Source organism: Pseudomonas sp. PDM05 (assembly GCF_014851685.1).
GTDB lineage: Bacteria > Pseudomonadota > Gammaproteobacteria > Pseudomonadales > Pseudomonadaceae > Aquipseudomonas.
On the sequence record NZ_JACVAC010000009.1, the window covers coordinates 180,510 to 197,740 of the forward strand.

The window sequence follows — 17,231 nt, forward strand, 5'->3', positions numbered from 1 at the left end:
ATGAACCTATCCCCCCTCAATCGCCGCCGGTTCGAACGATTCAAGGCCAACAAGCGTGGCTGGTGGTCGCTGTGGCTGTTCCTGATCCTGTTCGTGCTGAGCCTGGGCGCGGAACTGATCGCCAACGACAAGCCGCTGGCGGTGCACTTCGACGGCGGCTGGTACTTCCCCGCGCTCAAGCGCTACCCGGAGACCACCTTTGGTGGCGAGTTCCCCCTGGAAGCCAACTACAAGAGCCCGTACATCCGGGAGCTGCTCAAGGCCAAGGACGCCTGGACCTTGTGGGCGCCGATCCCGTTCAGCTACCAGAGCATCAACTACGACCTGAAAGTGCCCGCGCCGGCGCCGCCATCCAGCGTCAACCTGCTGGGCACCGATGACCAGGGCCGCGATGTGCTGGCGCGGGTGATCTACGGCTTCCGCGTGTCGGTGCTGTTCGCCCTGACGCTGACCATCCTCAGCTCGATCATCGGCGTGATCGCCGGGGCCTTGCAGGGCTTTTACGGTGGCTGGGTCGACCTGGCCGGGCAGCGTTTCCTGGAGATCTGGTCGGGGTTGCCGGTGCTGTACCTGCTGATCATTCTCGCCAGTTTTGTGCAGCCCAACTTCTGGTGGCTGCTGGGGATCATGCTGCTGTTCTCCTGGATGAGCCTGGTGGACGTGGTACGGGCCGAGTTCCTGCGCGGGCGCAACCTTGAATACGTGCGGGCAGCCAGGGCGCTGGGCATGCAGAACGGCGCGATCATGTTCCGCCATATCCTGCCCAACGCCATGGTCTCGACCATGACCTTCATGCCGTTCATCCTCACCGGCGCCATCGGCACCCTGACTGCGCTGGACTTCCTCGGCTTCGGCTTGCCGGCCGGTTCGCCGTCCCTGGGCGAACTGGTAGCCCAGGGCAAATCCAACCTGCAAGCGCCGTGGCTGGGCATGAGTGCGTTCGCCGTGCTGGCGATCATGTTGAGTTTGCTGGTGTTTATCGGCGAGTCCGCTCGCGATGCCTTCGACCCGAGGAAATGAGATGAATCAGGACAATCTGATCGAAATCCGCGACCTCAGCGTCGAGTTCGTCACCGGCGAACACGCTCACTGCGTGGTGAACAACGTCAGCTTCGACATCAAGCGCGGCGAAACCCTGGCCCTGGTCGGCGAAAGCGGCTCCGGCAAATCGGTGACCGCCCACTCGATCCTGCGCTTGCTGCCCTACCCGCTGGCGCGGCATCCGTCTGGCACCATTGGGTATGCGGGGCAAGACCTGCTGACCCTGAAGGAAAAATCCCTGCGGCATATTCGCGGCAACCGCATCGCGATGATCTTCCAGGAGCCGATGACCTCGTTGAACCCGCTGCACTCGATCGAGAAGCAGATCAACGAAGTGCTCGGATTGCACAAGGGCCTGCAAGGCAAGGTCGCCACCCAGCGCACCCTGGAGTTGCTCGAGCTGGTCGGCATCCCCGAACCGCACAAGCGCCTCAAGGCCCTGCCCCACGAGCTGTCCGGCGGCCAGCGCCAGCGGGTGATGATTGCCATGGCACTGGCCAACGAGCCGGAGCTGTTGATCGCCGATGAACCGACCACTGCGCTGGATGTGACGGTGCAGTTGAAAATCCTGGAATTGCTCAAGGAGTTGCAGGCGCGCCTGGGCATGGCCTTGCTGCTGATCAGCCACGACCTCAACCTGGTACGGCGGATTGCCCACCGCGTGTGCGTGATGCAAAAAGGTTGCATCGTTGAACAGGCCGAGTGCGAAACGCTGTTCCAGTCGCCCCGGCATCCCTACACCCAGGAATTGCTGGCGGCTGAACCAAGTGGCGGCCCGGCCACCAATGTGGTCGGCCCACCCCTGCTGGAAGTGAATGACCTCAAGGTGTGGTTCCCGATCAAGAAAGGCTTTCTGCGCAGCACCGTGGATTACGTCAAGGCGGTGGATGGCATCAACTTCAGCCTGCCCCAAGGGCAAACCCTGGGCATCGTTGGCGAAAGCGGCTCGGGGAAATCCACCCTTGGCCTGGCGATCCTCCGGCTGATCGCCAGCAAGGGCGGCATTCGCTTCGAAGGCCAGCAACTGGACTCACTCACCCAACAGCAGGTACGCCCGCTGCGCCGGGAAATGCAGGTGGTGTTCCAGGACCCGTTCGGCAGCTTGAGCCCGCGTATGTGCGTGAGCGAGATCGTCGGTGAGGGCCTGCGCATTCACAAGATGGGCACGCCGGCCGAGCAGGAAGCGGCGATTATCGCGGCGCTCAAGGAGGTCGGGCTGGACCCGGAATCCCGGCATCGCTATCCCCACGAGTTCTCCGGCGGCCAGCGCCAACGCATCGCCATCGCCCGCGCCCTGGTGCTCAAGCCACGGTTGATCCTGCTGGACGAACCCACCTCGGCGCTGGACCGCACGGTGCAACGCCAGGTAGTGGAACTGCTGCGCAGCTTGCAGGCCAAGTACAACCTGACCTACCTGTTTATCAGCCATGATCTGGCGGTGGTGAAGGCATTGAGTCATCAGTTGATGGTAGTGAAACAAGGCCAGGTGGTGGAGCAAGGCGATGCAAAGGCAATCTTCGCCGACCCGCAACACCCCTACACCCGACAGTTGCTGGAAGCTGCGTTCCTCGTACCGGCCTGACCCGTACGGTTCAACATTTGGCAGCTGGCTTGTGTGGGAGCGGGCTTGCTCGCGATTGCAGTGTGTCATTCGACAGATTCGGCACTGACAGGACGCCATCGCGGGCAAGCCCGCTCCCACATTTGACCGTGCCCAACCCGAACGACAGCCTCAACGGCGGCGATTCGGCACGGGCTTCTATGGCGAGCCACGCAGCCTGCAACGGGCGACCAAATGGGACTTCTGACCTGAAGCCAATACCCCGGGGCCGACGACCTGCACCGGATGACACTCGCGCAATCTTGAAGCCTTGAACATTGCGCGATTTTGTATAACGCTGCCGGTCCGCCTATACGGTTCTTCGCCAGGGAATGCCCGCCATGACCCCTTCCACCGCCCCGCACTTCTGGCGTGACCCTGCGCTGGCGTTTATCGAAGCGCGCACCATCGCCGACGGGCGCAAGGTCACCTACGCGCGGCACGCTCACGAGCATTTTTCCATCGGCGCGATCACCAGCGGGCGCAGCTATTACCACTACGGCACGGACACCTTCGAGATCAGCGCCGGTACGGTGGTACTGATGAACCCTGGCGATGTGCACGCGTGCAATCCGATCCGTAACGAAGCCTGGTCCTATCAGATGCTGTACATCGATACGCCCTGGCTGACCGAATTGCAGCACCAACTGGGCTTCAGCACCGACCAGGGCTACCGGCCGTTCGACATCCCCTACGTGCGCGATGAAGCGCTCTACGCTGGGCTGTTGGAGCTGTACCGGGTCCTGGTGGATACCCAGGCCGAGCACCTGCACAAGCAAAGCGCGCTGGTGGGTTTCTTCACTGAGGTGCAGCAGCGCCTGAACCCGTCCGACGCACCGTTGCGCGAGGTCAACCACAAGCTGGAGCGCGCCGCCGAGTACATCCGCGCGCACTGCACCTGCGCCTTGAAACTGGAAGACATCTGCCTGGCCGCCGAACTGTCGCCGTCCTATCTGATCCGTGCGTTCAAGCAGTATTACGGGTTGACGCCCCATGCGTTCCTGATCAACCAGCGTATCCAGTTCGCCCGCACGCAACTGCGTCAGGGCGAACTGATCGCCGATGTGGCCCTGGCCGCAGGTTTCGCCGACCAGGCGCATTTCCAGCGGGCGTTCAAACAGCATTTTGCGGCGACGCCGGGGCAATACCGCGATGTGCTCAAGCCATCAGCAAATAACCCACACTGGCCACCAGCAACGCGGCCATTGAACGGTTGAACACGCGCACGCCCTGCGGGTTGCCCAGGTAGCGCCGCAAAAAGGTCCCGGCATACGCCCAGCACGCCACCGACAGGTAGCAGATCACCAGGTACAGCGCCGCAAACAGCCACACTTGAGCGGCGTCGCCATCCGCCACAAACAACCCCATCCCCGCCACGCAGGCCAGCCAGGCCTTGGGGTTGAGCCATTGCATAATGGCGCCGTACAGCATCGACGGCGCGGTGGCGGCGTTATCGGCTTGCAGGCGGCCATCGTCGCACGCCAGTTTCCAAGCCATCCACAGCAAGAAAACCACCCCGCCCCACTGGATCAACTGGGTCAGCAACGGCCAGCGCACCAGCACTTCGTGCAAACCCAGGCCGATCAACACCAGCAACAAGGTAAACCCTGCGGCGGCGCCGAATACATGCTTCTGGCTGGCGGCAAAGCCAAAGCGCGCACCGGAGCTGAGGGCCACCACGTTGACCGGGCCCGGTGTGATGGAGGTGGCCAGGGCGAAGGCGGCCATGGAAATGATCAAGCTCATTGCAATTCCCTTTTTCTGTGACGGTGAGGATGACGTCACGGTAAAGGGCGGCACGCGCCAGGTATTGAACAAAATGCCCCTCGGGGCGTTACGGCGCAGGCGCTTGGGTGACGACGTCGTCAACGCCCAGCACGCGGCCGTCCTCAGACACGATCTCGACCTTGCGCAGCGGCTTGAGCGAATGCGCATCCAGCAGCCGCGTGCCGAGCAGTTGCGGCTGAGTGTGGGCCTCACCCCATTGCGCCAGCGTCACCAGCACCGGCATCAGCGCGCGCCCCTTGTCGGTGAGTTGGTACTCGTTGCGCGCGCCGACTTGGTCATCGGCGTGCACCCCGCCTACATCGACACCGACATGGTCGCCGACGTGCAGGCCCCCAAAAGCACGCCCCAGGAAGTGGTCGCCCTCACGCTGCAAGCACTGGCCGAAGGCCGTGAAGAAGTGCTGGTCAGCGACACCAGCCACGGGGTGAAGGCGTCGCTGTCCACGGACAGCCCGGTGTATCTCAACCATTGATCACGGAAATGTGCGGGCTGCCTTAGCGCTGCGCCGGAATGCGGATGTCGCCCTCGCGGCATTGGCTTTTGACGCTGCGCGGGCAACCGGCGAACGCCAGATCCTTGGTCAGGCACACGCGCACTTCCGACAACACCTTGCCCTTGCAGATCACCGCCAGGCCATGGTTGCCCAGGCGCGGGTTGCTCTCGCGAAACAACGCCTCGATCTCGCGGGCCGGCAACGCCGGTGGCGTATTGAACGGTTGCAATTGCGGCGGAATCACCACCACGCCCAGCGCCTGGTCGGTCTTGGCCAGGTAGTCCAGCGGCTCAAGCCCGGAACAGGTGCCATGCTTGGCCCATTCGTGCTTGAGCAGCGCACGTGTGGGAAACAACGCCGCGCCCTTGTCCAATTCCTCGCGGCTCAAGCGCGACTGCGGCGCACACGACGCCGGCCAGCCGCCCCGCGCGTACTGCGGCCACAAACCGTGCAACACAAAGCCGTAGCCCTTGCCCGAACACTGCTCGTTGTCCGGGTGGGTCAGGCAAAACGTCGGCGACCACGACAGCGACAACACATAAAAATCAAACTCCCCAGGCGTGCCTTGGCTACGCGCCGCCGCGCCTGCGCTTGTGGCGATGGCCAGCCACAACAGCATCCAGTATTTCATCGGTGTGTATCCTTGAAAAAATAAACCCTATCGTGCTTACCCAGGGTGATGGGGGTTGCGTTGTAGCACCGCGTCCAGGATCCGGTCGGTTTTCAATGCCTCGATCGCCAACGATGGATGCAGCGCCTCACCGCGGATATGCGCGTTCATGGCCAGCACGTGGTGCCACTGGATATGTGCGTGGCACGGCACCTCCAGGACCTCGCACTCATCCCCCTCAAGCCGCAAGGGTTGGTCATCGAACACCGAGAACTCGATACGCCCCTGGCTGCCGATCAACACGACACGATCTTCACGTCGGTCCGCGACAAAATTCCAGCAGCCCATGCCCAATGCGCCCGAGGCAAAACGCCAGCTGGCGGTCACCGCATCCTCCGCGGCATAACGGCCGGCCTGGCGCGAGGTAAAACCGGCCACTTCGATGATGTCGCCGGCCAGGTACTGGAACAGGTCGAAGCCATGGCTGGCCAGGTCGGCAAAGTAGCCGCCACCGGCAATCGCCGGGTCGGTGCGCCAGTTGTCGGCGTGGGCGTCCGCAACGGCCTGCGGCTTGCACAGGGTCCAGGTGAGGTGACGCAACTCGCCGATGCGCCCTGCTTGCAGCCAATCGCGTACCTGCTGGAAACGCGGCAAGGAGCGGCGGTAGTACGACACAAACAGATGCAACCCGGCGCGCTCGAACGTGCGCTGCATCAACGCGCTCTGCTCGGCATTCATCGACATGGGCTTCTCGACGCAGCAGTGCTTGCCGGCCGCTGCCACCATCAGGCTGTATTCAAGGTGGCTGGCGGGCGGCGTGGCGATGTACACCGCGTCCACCTCAGGGTCGTCGATCAGCGCCTGGGCGTCGGTATAAAAACGCGCAATGCCGTGGCGTGTTGCATAATCGCGCACCGCCGCTTCACGGCGCCCCATCACGGCCACCAAGGCCGAACCTGGCGCTTTGTAGAAAGCGGGTCCACTCTTTAACTCAGTGACACTGCCGCAACCGATCATGCCCCACCGCACGGTGTTCATCTGTTTTCCTCGTCCGTTTTCATCAAGGGCGCAGTATCCACATACCCCGAGGCCCACGCCAGCCGGACTTAGCATGACAATTGCATTACACTTTTATGACAATCATCCACCTGCGGGGGCACAGACGATGAAAATTCGCGCAACGGTCATTTGCGAACACGAGGGGCACATCCTCTTCGTGCGCAAGGCCAGATCAAAATGGGCACTGCCTGGCGGCAAGGTCGAACGTGGCGAGCGCCCGGTCGGCGCAGCCGAGCGGGAGCTGGAAGAAGAGACCGGCTTGAACGTGGACGGGTTGCTGTACTTGCAGGAACTGAAGGCCCGCGACACCCTGCATCATGTGTTCGAGGCCTCGGTAGTCAACGTCGCCGATGCAAAACCTTGTAATGAAATAGTCGATTGCCTCTGGCACGCCTATGCCGCGATGGATCAACTGGACACCACCGACGCCACCCGCCATATCGTCAAATCCTTCTTGCGACGCCTGTAGTCTTCATTTCTGTTTGGCTTTGGCCTGCCCTCGCGAATACAGCGCTTCCACCAGTTTCTGCCGCTCGTCCTGGGGCAAATTGCCCGCGAACTCAGCCAGCGTGGCATCCACCAACGCCCGCAATGCCGCATCGGCCTCACGCGCCTTGGCCAACTCACTCACCAGCCTCTCGCGGTCCAACGTCGGCGCTTGCAGTTGCTGGATCACCCCCAGCCGTGCTTCGCGACCGGCCATGATCAATGGCTGGCTGTCGGCGCGGTTGTGCCGCAACAGTTGACGCAGCTCCCTGCGACGCTCCGGCGGCAGCTTGAACATCGCCTGGCGCAACCCATGCTGGTTGACCACGGCCTCGGCAGGTTTGGCCATGGCCATCCAATGGTAGAGGCCACCGCCCACCCCACCGAGCAAAAACACGTTGAGCAACACCGAGACCAGCAACCACGGTTTAAGCGACTTTGAGGTCATTGCTCGGCTTCCTCGGCGTTGACGGAAAACACCACTTCAGCATCGCCCTGATCGAACACGCTGGGCAGCACTTCCGAGGACAGCATCGGCAGCGGCACGCTCATCGACGCCACGAGCACGCCGGCGACGATGCCCGCGATACCCGCGCCCACCAGGCTGGCGGATGACCACCAGTTGGCGTAACGCGACAGCAATGATGCCCGTGGCGGTGCGGATCGGCGGATCTGCCGCGCCAGCGCCGGATCGGCAGGTGCCAGTTGATGGGCATCCAACTGCCCGTCGAGCCAGCTGGCTTCACGCAACACTGCGCGGGCGTGGGCGTTGCCACTGTCGAGCAGAGCCTGGGCGGCCGTTCGTTCAGCGAGCGGCCAGCGGTGCAGGCTGGCGCCGTAGGCGTCGGCCAAGTGGGCGAATCGTTCGGGCGTCATGGTTTTTCCCTTCCTGGGCGGGCAAGCCCTGGTGTGTCGGCAAGTCTATTGCGCAACTGACGGCGAGCCCGTGACAGCAGGCTCTCCAGTGCCTCGACGCTGATGTTCATCAGCGCGGCGGCGTCGATGTTCGACAGCTCCTGGTAATACTGCAACACAATCGCTTCGCGCTGCCGCTCGGGCAGCGCGGCCAACGCGGCGGCCATCTGCGTGCTGCGGTCGGCGGCTTCGAGTTGCTCGTCCGGCGACGGGGCGCTGTCGGCCACTTCCAGGGCCTCATCCGCCTCCAGCGGGCGCTCCTTGCGCCGGCGCAAGCGGTCCCGGCACAGGTTCAGCGCTACCCGGTGCAACCACGTGTCGAACCGCGCTTCGCCCACTCGCCAGTTGGCCGCCTGGCGCCAGATCCGCAGGAAACTCTCCTGGGCCACGTCCTTGGCCTCGTCGGCATCCCCCAGGATCCGGCTGGCGAGCGCAAGCAAACGCGGGAGTTTGCGCGTCACCATTTCGTTGACGGCCGCAGGTTCGTTGTTGCCGATACGCGCCAGCAGCTCTACGTCCGGATCAGTGTCTTTCAATCGGGTAATTCTCGGTCCGCAGGCTAAGTGGCAGGTTTCAACGCATCCAACGTCCTTCACGCCAGACCCAGTTCGGCCCGTGGGATTCCCAATGCCCCGGCTGCCAACGTGCGTTGCGCATCACCGGCTGCCAGTGGCCCGGCACCCAGGCGTAGGCGCCGCGTTCCCATCGCCAGTGGCCACGGTCCCAGGCATAACCGGGGCGCCCGGCGGGAATCACCTCGACCCGCTCCACCGGCGGCGCCTGGCGAATGATGATCTCGGTCTGGGCAAACGCCGGGGTGCTGACAAACGCGGCGAACGTCAGCGGGATCAGCAAGGCATAACGCAATCGGGCCAGTGTGCTCATGGCAACTCCTTCAGGTGACGAACGAAAATGTCCGCTGCTGATGGGTTGAACGGCACGTGCTGCAGAATCCGTCGCAGGACACGCAGGTTTTTTCCGCACAGTGCGTAAGAGGAAGTATTGCCCACGGGCCGGCAACGCTGGATGAAATGTTTGAAAGGTGTGCGACGGATGTGTGCCGGTGGCGACGTTCAATAGATGACGCACCCCACACCAAGAGGAAATGCCATGTCCCGTCGCCTTTACATGCTCGTTGCCGCCCTGTTGATCGCAAGCCTGAGCGGCTGCGTGATCGTGCCCGAGCACCGGCATTGCTGCTGGCGCTATTACGGCGCGGTGTCGACCACCACCGCCGGCGTCAACAGCTAACCCACCGCCGCAAAACCGCGGCGCCCGGCCTTGAGTTCAGTGCGCAGCTCACCGATAAGGTTTGAGATGGAACGGATGCTGTCCAGACCTTCGGGGGACACGCAGGTCAGCAGCAACTCGACGCGACCGGAGACCGGCTCGAACACGCTGATGCGCAGCGAGCCATCGCTATTGAGGGTGCACTCATTTTTTCCCGCCAAGCGCTGGCGGGCCGGCGCCAGAAAGCCAGCACGTGACCTCTCGTCTGTTGCCCTGACGAAAACTTGACTCCCACCCGCGATCGCCAGACGCTCTGGCTTTATGCCACTCCCCGAGCAGCCGACCATGAGCATCGATCCCCCGAGCCCGCCCGACAGCGACGTTTACAAAACCCTGCTGGAATCGACCAAGGCGATCCCTTGGCGGATCGACTGGCAGAGCATGACCTTCAGCTACATCGGTCCGCAGATCGAAACACTGCTGGGCTGGACGCCGCAAAGCTGGGTCAGTGTGGATGACTGGGTCGCGCGCATGCACCCGGACGATCGCGAGTACGTAGTGAATTTTTGCGTGTCGCAATCGCGCGCCGGCGTAGACCACGAGGCCGATTACCGTGCGCTGACGGTGAACGGCGACTATGTGTGGATCCGCGATGTGGTGCATGTGGTGCGCAAGGACGGCGAAGTGGAGGCGCTGATCGGGTTCATGTTCGACATCAGTGAGCGCAAGAAGACCGAGGAACACCTGATCCGCCTGCAAAAGCAATTGGAGGAATACTCCTTCCAGGACGGCCTCACCGGCATCGCCAACCGCCGCATGTTCGACACCGTGCTCGAACGCGAATGGACCAGCGCCCAACGCAGCCAGTTGCCGCTGTCGTTGATCATTCTCGATATCGACTTTTTCAAGCAGTACAACGACCACTACGGCCATATCAAGGGTGACGAATGCCTGCGCCAGGTGGCCAATACACTGGCGCAGGCGGCCAACCGCCCACGGGATTTCATCGCACGGATCGGCGGTGAAGAGTTTGTGTGGCTGTTGCCGGAGACCGATGCAACCTCGGCCAGGCTGGTGGCGCAACGCTGCCTGCACCTGATGCGTCAACGCCAGATCGAACACGGGTTTTCGCCGGTGTCCAGGCTGCTGACCTTGAGCCTCGGGGTTGGCACTCATATCGTCAGGCCTGCCAGTTCGATGCTGGGGTTTGTCGAGCAGGTCGACAAATTACTCTACAAGGCCAAACACAATGGACGGATGCGCGCAGAGTTCGCCGATATTGAAGTTTGACGCCGAGGTCAAATCGCGGGCAAAAAAAATCCCAAGTAGCTGATGGAAACTTGGGATTTAAAAATGCATAAACCGTGGGAGGTGAACGCCCGACTATAGTAGCGATTGTAAAAAGCTGTAACAAGACTGTTTTAATCCTTTCGTCGGATTAAAACAGTCGTAAGTCATTCAATAACCACACATTTTTTAAGGCGGCCGACATACAAATGCCACTTTTTGGTGCAAGTAAGCTTGATACTTGCGACCTATATTCCCCCTTATAAAAAATGGTTATTAACTAAGGCGCGGTGACACTCTCTGGCGCTTGTGCACCCAATTGCCTGCAACTGTCGCCCAGTTTGATAGCGTGGGTCGTCGTCGCGCTGGCGACTCGCTCCATTTGCCGACAAAGCAGCAGACGCTCGGCCGCCTCGGCCCGATGGCGATCGGCGCTGGCGTTGATATGCATAAAGTAGCCGCCCAACAGCACCGCGACACACAGCACGCCGACCGCATAGTGGCGCAAGCTGTTTGGCGATGAAGGTTCTGGCTGGTACATGGCCCCGTGACGACCTGTTCTATCTGCGACGAAGCGTGCAATTGTATGCAAATAGAAACACAGCAATTGTCGTGGTTTTGTAAAGCACCGGCCTTACACAGACACAGGCTTTTCGTTGGCGCTTGCACGCCCCTTCAACAGCCGATACACCGGCAGGCACGCGGCCTGGATCAGCAGCATTCGGATCACCTGCATCGCCGTCACCAATGTAACCGCCAGCCCCAGCGCCTCTGCGGTCAGGCTCATCTCCGGTGCGCTGCCGGGCATCATGCCCAGGGCCAGCGACAACCATGGCATCTGCAGCCACGTGCCCAACGCCCATGCGGCGGCTGCGGTCGCAACCAGCGAGCCAATCAACAACGCCAGCACCTTGACGAGAAACCCCGGTGCGCGGCGGAAAAAATCCCGCTCGAAGGCGGCGCCCAGCGCACACCCGATCAGCAACTGGCCGACACCACTGAGCCAACCGGGCATGCTCATCGACAAATTGTTACACCCTACCCCCACCGCACAGATCAGGAACGGCCCGAATGTCCAAGGGTTGGGCAGGTTGCAGCGCTTGAAGCCGATAGCGGCCAACAGGCTCATAGCCAGCAGAAAGATCAACCAGGGCCAGATCACCGGCAATGGCGCAGCCATCACAGGATGAGCCAGGCCAAGGCTGGCCAGCGCAGGCACGGCCAGCAGGATCAGCAGCAGCCGTAGACTGTGGGCGGCGGCGATAAAGCTGGTGTCCGCCTGGCGCTGACGACCGAGGTGAACCATCTCCGTAGAGTTGGCCGGCATCAGCGCGAAGAACGCCGTGCCGAAGGCGACGCCAGAGCGGTTCAACAGCCACACCGAGCTCAATGCCAGCACCAGCGTCAACAGCACCGCCGTGACAATCAGCCCCAGGTGCGCCGCCACCTGCTGCATCACCGGCAAGGTGAAATAACAGCCAATCGCCACCGCGACAATCAACTGGCCCGCTTGGCGCCCATGGGGAATTTGCGCCATCCTCGCGCCGCCGCAGCGGCCGATCAGCACAGCCAGCAAAGCACCTATCACCCAGGGCAGCGGCCAGCCGATCCACTGCGCAAAACTGCCGCCCAAGGTGCCCGCGATCAGGGTGACAAGCCAATACTGGCGAAGGTTGAAGGTCATGTTGAGATCCGGCATGGAGAAGTGTGCCGACAGGTTATAGACTCGCGCTCATCACAAAAAATATCCATTTGTGAACATCAACATCACATATTGTTATGCGAGAACCGATGAATCTTAAAGCCCTGGAATACTGCGTCGAGATCGCCCGCCAAGGCAGTTTTACCAAGGCCGCGCAGGCGTTGCATGTGGCGCAACCGGCGCTGAGCATGGCAGTCAGCCGTCTGGAAGATGAACTGGGGGTGGCGCTGTTCAACCGCGCCACACGGCAGATCAGTGTCACAGCGGAAGGCCAACTGTTCCTCACCCGCGCTGAAGCCTGCCTGCAAGGCTTGGCCGGGGCCCGCCGCGAGTTGCAGGACCTGACGCAATTGCACAGCGGTGAAATCCGCGTCGGCATCCCGCCGATGTACGGCATCCGGCATATCCCGGAGTTGCTGATGCAATTTCGCGCGCACTACCCCGGCATCGCCATGCATGTGGTGGAAGGCAGCGCCGATGACATCAGCGCACGCCTGGCAACGCGGGATATTGATGTAGCGTTGCTGGAGTCACGTCGCGTCGACCCGGACTGGAAGTCGGTCTTGCTGGGCAGCGATGAGATGGTGCTGTGCATGCATGAGCAGCATCCATTGGCGAGCGCGGCGTCGGTCACGGCCGAGGGTTTGCGTGGCGAGCAGTTGCTGGTGTTCGACAATACCTTCCTGCAACGGCACTTGCTCGACGCCTTTTGCGACGCTGCCCGCGTGCGCTTCAACATCGCCCTGGAAAGCAACTTCGTGCCGCTGGTGATTGCCGCCACCCGCAATGGCATGGGGGTTTCCACCCTGCTGCGCTCGGTGCAACAACAGGAACCGGGCGTGGCCGGGGTGTCGTTCGAGCCCGCGCAGTTCATGCACTTCAACCTGTGCTGGAGAGGCAGCGAATACCTGTCCCAGGCCAATCGACGGTTTATTGAAACGGCGAAGGTGTATTTCCAGGAAGACGTCAGCTCACCGCTGTCGCACTGAACCGGTCATTTGCGCGCCACTTTGTAGCGCACGCAATCCTGATAGAAGCTTTGGCGAATCGCTTCTGGCTTGAGCCGGGAGCGACTGTCGTAGGTCTGCTCGGTGATGCCCATGGCCATCATGCGCATCCACGACTTGTTGAATTTGAGGGTCTGGATTTTCTGCCGCGCCGCATACAGCGACACACCCGAGAGCTTCAACTCCTGGGCCCTGGCGGCCGTGCCCGCGCCCCAACTGCACATGTACTTGTCACCTTCACGCAGCTCCCGGGCCTGCACGGCAGCCGCGCCGCCGGCCAACGAGCAGGCGACAAGCATGATTCCAACAGTGCGCATTTGCATCCCCACCTAACCACCTGAAAATAAAAGCGATTCTGGCGAGGATTTGGTTACAGAGGGGCCATTAAATTGCCTTATCACCACTGATAAGTCGCACTCGCCTGTACCGTGCGCTGTGAGCCATACCAGCACCAGGAGTAGGAATAGCACGAGGCGACGTACTCCTTATTCGCCAGGTTGGTGGCGTTGAGCGCCAGGCGCAGGTTGTCCTTGAGGTTGGCGAGGTTCGGGATGTCGTAGTGCACCGCCGCGTCGAACAAGGTGTAGCCCGGGACTTTCAGGGTGTTGGCCGTGTCGCCCCAGGACGAGCCGACATAACGCGCCCCTGCCCCGACGCCGAAGCCCTTGAGGTGGCCGTCACGGAAGGTGTAATCCGCCCACGCCGACGCGGTATGGCGCGGTACACCGTAGGTGCTGGTGCCTTTGGCCGGTAGGGCCGGGCCTACACCGATGTCGGTGACGGGCGTGTATTGCACGGCGTTGTTGGACTGGCTGATGCGGTTATCCAGGTAGGCATATGCCGCGCTGATGTCCAGGTTATCGTTGAGGCTGGCCTTGCCTTCCAGCTCAAAGCCACGGGATTGCACTTCGCCGTCCTGGCTCTGGCAGCGGCCACTGCCACACAGGTGCGTGGGGTCCGGGTCGGTGGTCAGCACATTGGTCTGGCGCAGGTCGAAGATCGCGGCGGTGATAAAGCTGTTGCTGCCCGGCGGCTGGTATTTGATCCCGACTTCATACTGCTTGCCCTCGGTCGGTTTGAACACCGAACCGCCGTAGCCGGTACCCGACTGCGGGCTGAAGGACTCCGAATAACTGGCATAGGGTGCCAGGCCGTTGTCGAACAGGTAGACCAGGCCAATGCGGCCGGTGAACGCCTTGCTGTCCAGGGACGACTGGCTCTTGGCGCCGCTGCTCAGGGTCTTGGTAGTGCTGTCGGTACTGGCCCAGTCATAGCGGCCGCCCAGCAGCAGCACCCAGTTGTCCCACTTCATTTGCTCTTGCAGATAAACGCCGGTCTGCTCGCTGCGGGAGGTACCGTCGGTGGTGTAGGCCGGGGTCGCGACCGGACGGCCATACACCGGGTCGAAAATATCCTGGGTCGGCCCGGCACCGACACGTGTCGAGCCTTGCAGGGTGTCGGTGCTGGTGTTCTGGTAATCGACGCCCATCAACAAGGTGTGTTGCAGCGGGCCAGTGTCGAATCTGGCCTGGGCCTGGTTGTCGAGGGTGTAGGCGTCCAGGTTGACGTCGCTGGCGATGGTGGCGCGCTGCATGGTGCGGTAATCGCTCAGCAGGTTGTTGCTGTAGAGACTACGGTAGCGGCCCTCGCTGCGCAGGTAACGGGCGTTCTGGCGCACGGTCCACACATCGTTGAAGTGATGTTCGAAGGCGTAGCCGATGGAGTAGTACTCGCGATCGCTTTTCTCGAAGTCTTTTTCGCCGTCATAGAAATCCACATCGATCTTGCGCCCGGTGGGGCTGCGCAATACCGAGCCCCAGGCAGGTACCGAGCCGTAGGACGCGCCCTTGGGGTCCTTCTGGAAGTGCCCCAGCAGGGTCAGCGAAGTGGCGTCGTCCGGGCGCCAGGTAAAGGCCGTCGACAGCGACTGGCGACGCGTTTCGGTGTGTTCCACCTGCCCGTCGGCGTCGTCGAAAAGCCCGGCCACACGGTAGGAATACACGCCCTGATCATCAATCGGGCCGCTCAGATCGAAGGTGGTGCGCTTCTTGTTAAAGGTGCCGTATTCGACGCCGACCTCATGAAACGGCGTGTCCAACGGGCGCTTGCTGACCATGTTGATCACCCCGCTGGGTGTGCCCTGCCCGTACAGCACCGACGCCGGGCCGCGCAGCACTTCCACGCGCTCCAGATCGAAGGCGTCCTTTTGCGGCGAAGCGTCACGGCTGGAGGGCATGCGCAAGCCGTCGAGGTAGGTGGCCGGCGAGAAACCCCGGATCGTCAACTGGTCCAGCCGCGAAGCCGTAGCGCCACGGCTCTCCGGGACCACCGCGGCGCTGTAGCGCAGGATCTGGTTGAGGCTCTCGGCGTTCTGCGCGCGCATCTGGTCTTTGGTGACGATGGAGATCGACTGCGGGGTTTCGATCACGGCGGTGTCGGTCTTGGTGCCGGACAGGCTGCGGGTGGCCACATAACCCGCCACCGGACCCACGGGGCTCTGGGCCTGATAGCCGCCGCTGATCGTGGTGGCCTGCAACTCCACCGCCCCGCCGTTATCCGGGAGGGCCTCCAGGCGATAGCGGTCGTTGGCGATCTTCAGCGCCTGCAAGCCGCTGCCAGCGAGCAATCGGGTCAGCGCCACCTCAGTGTCGTACTGCCCGCTCAACGCAGCGCTGCGTTTACCACGGGTCAAGCCCGCATCGAACGCCAGCACCAGGCCTGCCTGCTCGGCCAAGCTGTTGAGCGCCTGGCTCAAATCACTGGCGGGAATCGAGAAGCTGCGCACGCTGCTGCGGCTGTCTGCGGCAAAGGCGGACGGGGTATTGAGCAGTGGCATAGCGGCAAAAGCCATCGCCACTGACAGGGCCAGTGGGTGCAAGGGACGAGCAAGCGACATGGGAGGTCCTGGGTAATAGAGGTTCTATTAACCATGACGGGCAGCTCGGCAAATCGGGCAAGAATGAGAGGCGTTTTTATTCGCCGGGTGCTGCCGCAAGCGCTTGGATCGCCTTTTTGCGTGGCCTTTCACCCCCACACAGCGCGATCACCCCCACGCAACGACCAACAACCCCAGCCCCAACACCAGACACAACGGCGAATAAACATAGGTATCCAACCTGGCAAACCGCGACCCGCCGACCTTTTTGAAAAAACCCACCAGCTCCGAATCCCCAATCGCCCGGGCAAACATGACCAGCGCTATCGCACTGATGCCCCATTGCAACGCGCCATGGGACACCGCGGAAAAGTACAAACCGGCGCGCAGGCACACGAGCAAGGCAATCGCCACCAGGCCCATCGCTACGAGGAATGTCATCAGTGCCGACGGTATGAAAGCCGGTCGCGGCCCGCTGGCGAATTCGCCGGGCAGCTCGGGAATGGCGGCCTGGAACCCGAGTTTGCCACCCGCCGCCCAGTACAGGTGCACCATACTGATACCCGTGAAAATACCGACGATCCATCGTGCAATGACAAAGCTCATGGCTGGCTCTCCCTGAAAATGTGCGAACAAGGATAGTCGCCCTGCGTTTTTTTGCAGGTATTTCGTCGGTGGCTGATGGTAAAGTGCCGCCCCATGAAATTCGCCCGCACCGACCGCTCGCTCATTGCCTGGATGCTCTATTGCTGCGTCCTGTTCAATGTGTTCGCCTGCAGTATCGGTCACGGGCAGATGGTCGGGATGCAACTCAACGGCATCGGCGGCCAGTTCTGCACGGTAGACCCGCGCACCCAGGCGCCCACGCCTGCCAACTCCACGGATGAGAGCCTGCCGACGCTGTCCAAAGCGTTCGGTTGCCCGCTGTGTTCCAGTGGAGGCATGGGCCCGGCGCTCAATTCCAGCCTGAATGTGGCGGTGTTGCCACAACCCCACGCGCCACCACCGGCCGTGGTACTCGCCGCTGACATCCCTGCCCGCTTTACCTGGCCCACGGCGCATCCCCGCGCGCCGCCCGCTATTGCCTGACACCTTCGCTATCTGATCGGCACTGACCACCGCATCCCCGAGGGGTGAC

General features: G+C 62.1%; 23 protein-coding genes. 9 read left to right on the forward strand and 14 right to left on the reverse strand.

Annotated elements, in window-relative coordinates:
* The 3 genes from IB241_RS18735 (at position 1) to IB241_RS18745 (ending at position 3,858) form a co-directional block, all read left to right on the forward strand.
* A complete protein-coding gene (locus tag IB241_RS18735; protein ID WP_192299711.1) occupies positions 1-1,020 on the forward strand; it encodes an ABC transporter permease in 1,020 nt (339 codons plus the stop codon).
* 1 nt (position 1,021) lies between these two features.
* Positions 1,022-2,623: an ABC transporter ATP-binding protein gene (locus IB241_RS18740; RefSeq protein WP_192299712.1), complete on the forward strand. Its 1,602-nt coding sequence runs from the start codon at positions 1,022-1,024 to the stop codon at positions 2,621-2,623.
* A 359-nt stretch (positions 2,624-2,982) separates the two neighbouring features.
* Complete coding sequence (locus IB241_RS18745; RefSeq protein WP_192299713.1) at positions 2,983-3,858, forward strand: AraC family transcriptional regulator; 876 nt, start codon at positions 2,983-2,985, stop codon at positions 3,856-3,858.
* Here the strand turns inward: IB241_RS18745 and IB241_RS18750 are convergent.
* On the reverse strand, positions 3,800-4,387 hold the full coding sequence (locus IB241_RS18750) for a LysE family translocator (protein ID WP_192299714.1): 588 nt from the start codon (positions 4,385-4,387) through the stop codon (positions 3,800-3,802). The genes IB241_RS18745 and IB241_RS18750 overlap by 59 nt on opposite strands.
* 88 nt (positions 4,388-4,475) lie before the next feature.
* Positions 4,476-4,718: a winged helix-turn-helix transcriptional regulator gene (locus IB241_RS27675; protein WP_263864824.1), complete on the reverse strand. Its 243-nt coding sequence runs from the start codon at positions 4,716-4,718 to the stop codon at positions 4,476-4,478.
* On the opposite strand from IB241_RS27675, the gene IB241_RS27680 reads away from it, so the two are divergent.
* Positions 4,713-4,901, forward strand: a complete 189-nt coding sequence (locus IB241_RS27680) for a hypothetical protein (protein WP_263864825.1) — start codon at positions 4,713-4,715, stop codon at positions 4,899-4,901. The genes IB241_RS27675 and IB241_RS27680 overlap by 6 nt on opposite strands.
* A 22-nt stretch (positions 4,902-4,923) precedes the next feature.
* Here the strand turns inward: IB241_RS27680 and IB241_RS18765 are convergent, their stop codons facing one another.
* Together IB241_RS18765 and IB241_RS18770 are read right to left on the reverse strand one after the other, a co-directional pair.
* The gene (locus tag IB241_RS18765; RefSeq protein ID WP_192299715.1) at positions 4,924-5,553 is read right to left on the reverse strand and encodes a ribonuclease T2 family protein; all 630 of its coding nucleotides are present in this window, start codon (positions 5,551-5,553) and stop codon (positions 4,924-4,926) included.
* A gap of 36 nt (positions 5,554-5,589) precedes the next feature.
* Positions 5,590-6,570 carry a Gfo/Idh/MocA family protein gene (locus tag IB241_RS18770; RefSeq protein WP_192299716.1) on the reverse strand — a complete coding sequence of 327 codons (981 nt, stop codon included), beginning with the start codon at positions 6,568-6,570 and terminating at the stop codon, positions 5,590-5,592.
* Between the two features lie 127 nt (positions 6,571-6,697).
* Between IB241_RS18770 and IB241_RS18775 the strand changes: the two genes are divergently transcribed.
* Positions 6,698-7,060, forward strand: a complete 363-nt coding sequence (locus IB241_RS18775; protein ID WP_192299717.1) for an NUDIX hydrolase — start codon at positions 6,698-6,700, stop codon at positions 7,058-7,060.
* Positions 7,061-7,063: 3 nt separating this feature from the next.
* Here the strand turns inward: IB241_RS18775 and IB241_RS18780 are convergent, their stop codons facing one another.
* From IB241_RS18780 to IB241_RS18795, 4 genes are read right to left on the reverse strand one after another with little or no spacing between them, the layout of a single operon-like run.
* Positions 7,064-7,525: a periplasmic heavy metal sensor gene (locus tag IB241_RS18780; RefSeq protein ID WP_192299718.1), complete on the reverse strand. Its 462-nt coding sequence runs from the start codon at positions 7,523-7,525 to the stop codon at positions 7,064-7,066.
* On the reverse strand, positions 7,522-7,953 hold the full coding sequence (locus IB241_RS18785; RefSeq protein WP_192299719.1) for a hypothetical protein: 432 nt from the start codon (positions 7,951-7,953) through the stop codon (positions 7,522-7,524). The genes IB241_RS18780 and IB241_RS18785 overlap by 4 nt, the downstream gene beginning before the upstream one ends.
* On the reverse strand, positions 7,950-8,528 hold the full coding sequence (locus tag IB241_RS18790; RefSeq protein WP_192299720.1) for an RNA polymerase sigma factor: 579 nt from the start codon (positions 8,526-8,528) through the stop codon (positions 7,950-7,952). Before IB241_RS18790 ends, IB241_RS18785 begins: the two co-directional genes overlap by 4 nt.
* A gap of 37 nt (positions 8,529-8,565) precedes the next feature.
* A complete protein-coding gene (locus IB241_RS18795; protein WP_192299721.1) occupies positions 8,566-8,877 on the reverse strand; it encodes a YXWGXW repeat-containing protein in 312 nt (103 codons plus the stop codon).
* Positions 8,878-9,102: 225 nt separating this feature from the next.
* On the opposite strand from IB241_RS18795, the gene IB241_RS18800 reads away from it, so the two are divergent.
* Positions 9,103-9,243 (forward strand): hypothetical protein, encoded by a 141-nt coding sequence (locus tag IB241_RS18800; RefSeq protein ID WP_192299722.1) that lies wholly within the window; start codon positions 9,103-9,105, stop codon positions 9,241-9,243.
* Here IB241_RS18800 and IB241_RS18805 read toward each other — a convergent pair.
* A complete protein-coding gene (locus tag IB241_RS18805) occupies positions 9,240-9,443 on the reverse strand; it encodes a DUF1652 domain-containing protein (protein ID WP_318652603.1) in 204 nt (67 codons plus the stop codon). The genes IB241_RS18800 and IB241_RS18805 overlap by 4 nt on opposite strands.
* Positions 9,444-9,567: 124 nt before the next feature.
* Here IB241_RS18805 and IB241_RS18810 point away from each other — a divergent pair, with 124 nt between their 5' ends.
* Positions 9,568-10,512, forward strand: a complete 945-nt coding sequence (locus IB241_RS18810) for a GGDEF domain-containing protein (protein WP_192299723.1) — start codon at positions 9,568-9,570, stop codon at positions 10,510-10,512.
* Positions 10,513-10,789: 277 nt separating this feature from the next.
* On the opposite strand, the gene IB241_RS18815 is transcribed toward IB241_RS18810, so the two are convergent.
* Together IB241_RS18815 and IB241_RS18820 are read right to left on the reverse strand one after the other, a co-directional pair.
* The gene (locus IB241_RS18815; RefSeq protein WP_192299724.1) at positions 10,790-11,050 is read right to left on the reverse strand and encodes a hypothetical protein; all 261 of its coding nucleotides are present in this window, start codon (positions 11,048-11,050) and stop codon (positions 10,790-10,792) included.
* Positions 11,051-11,143: 93 nt separating this feature from the next.
* On the reverse strand, positions 11,144-12,193 hold the full coding sequence (locus IB241_RS18820; RefSeq protein ID WP_225595593.1) for an AbrB family transcriptional regulator: 1,050 nt from the start codon (positions 12,191-12,193) through the stop codon (positions 11,144-11,146).
* A gap of 107 nt (positions 12,194-12,300) precedes the next feature.
* On the opposite strand from IB241_RS18820, the gene IB241_RS18825 reads away from it, so the two are divergent.
* Positions 12,301-13,200, forward strand: coding sequence for a LysR family transcriptional regulator (locus IB241_RS18825; RefSeq protein ID WP_192299726.1), 900 nt, complete (start codon positions 12,301-12,303; stop codon positions 13,198-13,200).
* A 5-nt stretch (positions 13,201-13,205) separates the two neighbouring features.
* Here IB241_RS18825 and IB241_RS18830 read toward each other — a convergent pair whose 3' ends face one another.
* The 3 genes from IB241_RS18830 to IB241_RS18840 form a co-directional block, all read right to left on the reverse strand.
* The gene (locus IB241_RS18830; RefSeq protein ID WP_192299727.1) at positions 13,206-13,535 is read right to left on the reverse strand and encodes a hypothetical protein; all 330 of its coding nucleotides are present in this window, start codon (positions 13,533-13,535) and stop codon (positions 13,206-13,208) included.
* Positions 13,536-13,615: 80 nt separating this feature from the next.
* The gene (locus tag IB241_RS18835) at positions 13,616-16,114 is read right to left on the reverse strand and encodes a TonB-dependent siderophore receptor (protein WP_192299728.1); all 2,499 of its coding nucleotides are present in this window, start codon (positions 16,112-16,114) and stop codon (positions 13,616-13,618) included.
* Between the two features lie 147 nt (positions 16,115-16,261).
* On the reverse strand, positions 16,262-16,699 hold the full coding sequence (locus tag IB241_RS18840; RefSeq protein ID WP_192299729.1) for a DUF3995 domain-containing protein: 438 nt from the start codon (positions 16,697-16,699) through the stop codon (positions 16,262-16,264).
* Between the two features lie 93 nt (positions 16,700-16,792).
* On the opposite strand from IB241_RS18840, the gene IB241_RS18845 reads away from it, so the two are divergent.
* Entirely contained in the window at positions 16,793-17,182 is a 390-nt protein-coding gene (locus IB241_RS18845) for a DUF2946 domain-containing protein (RefSeq protein WP_192299730.1), read from the forward strand.
* Positions 17,183-17,231 lie beyond the last annotated feature (49 nt).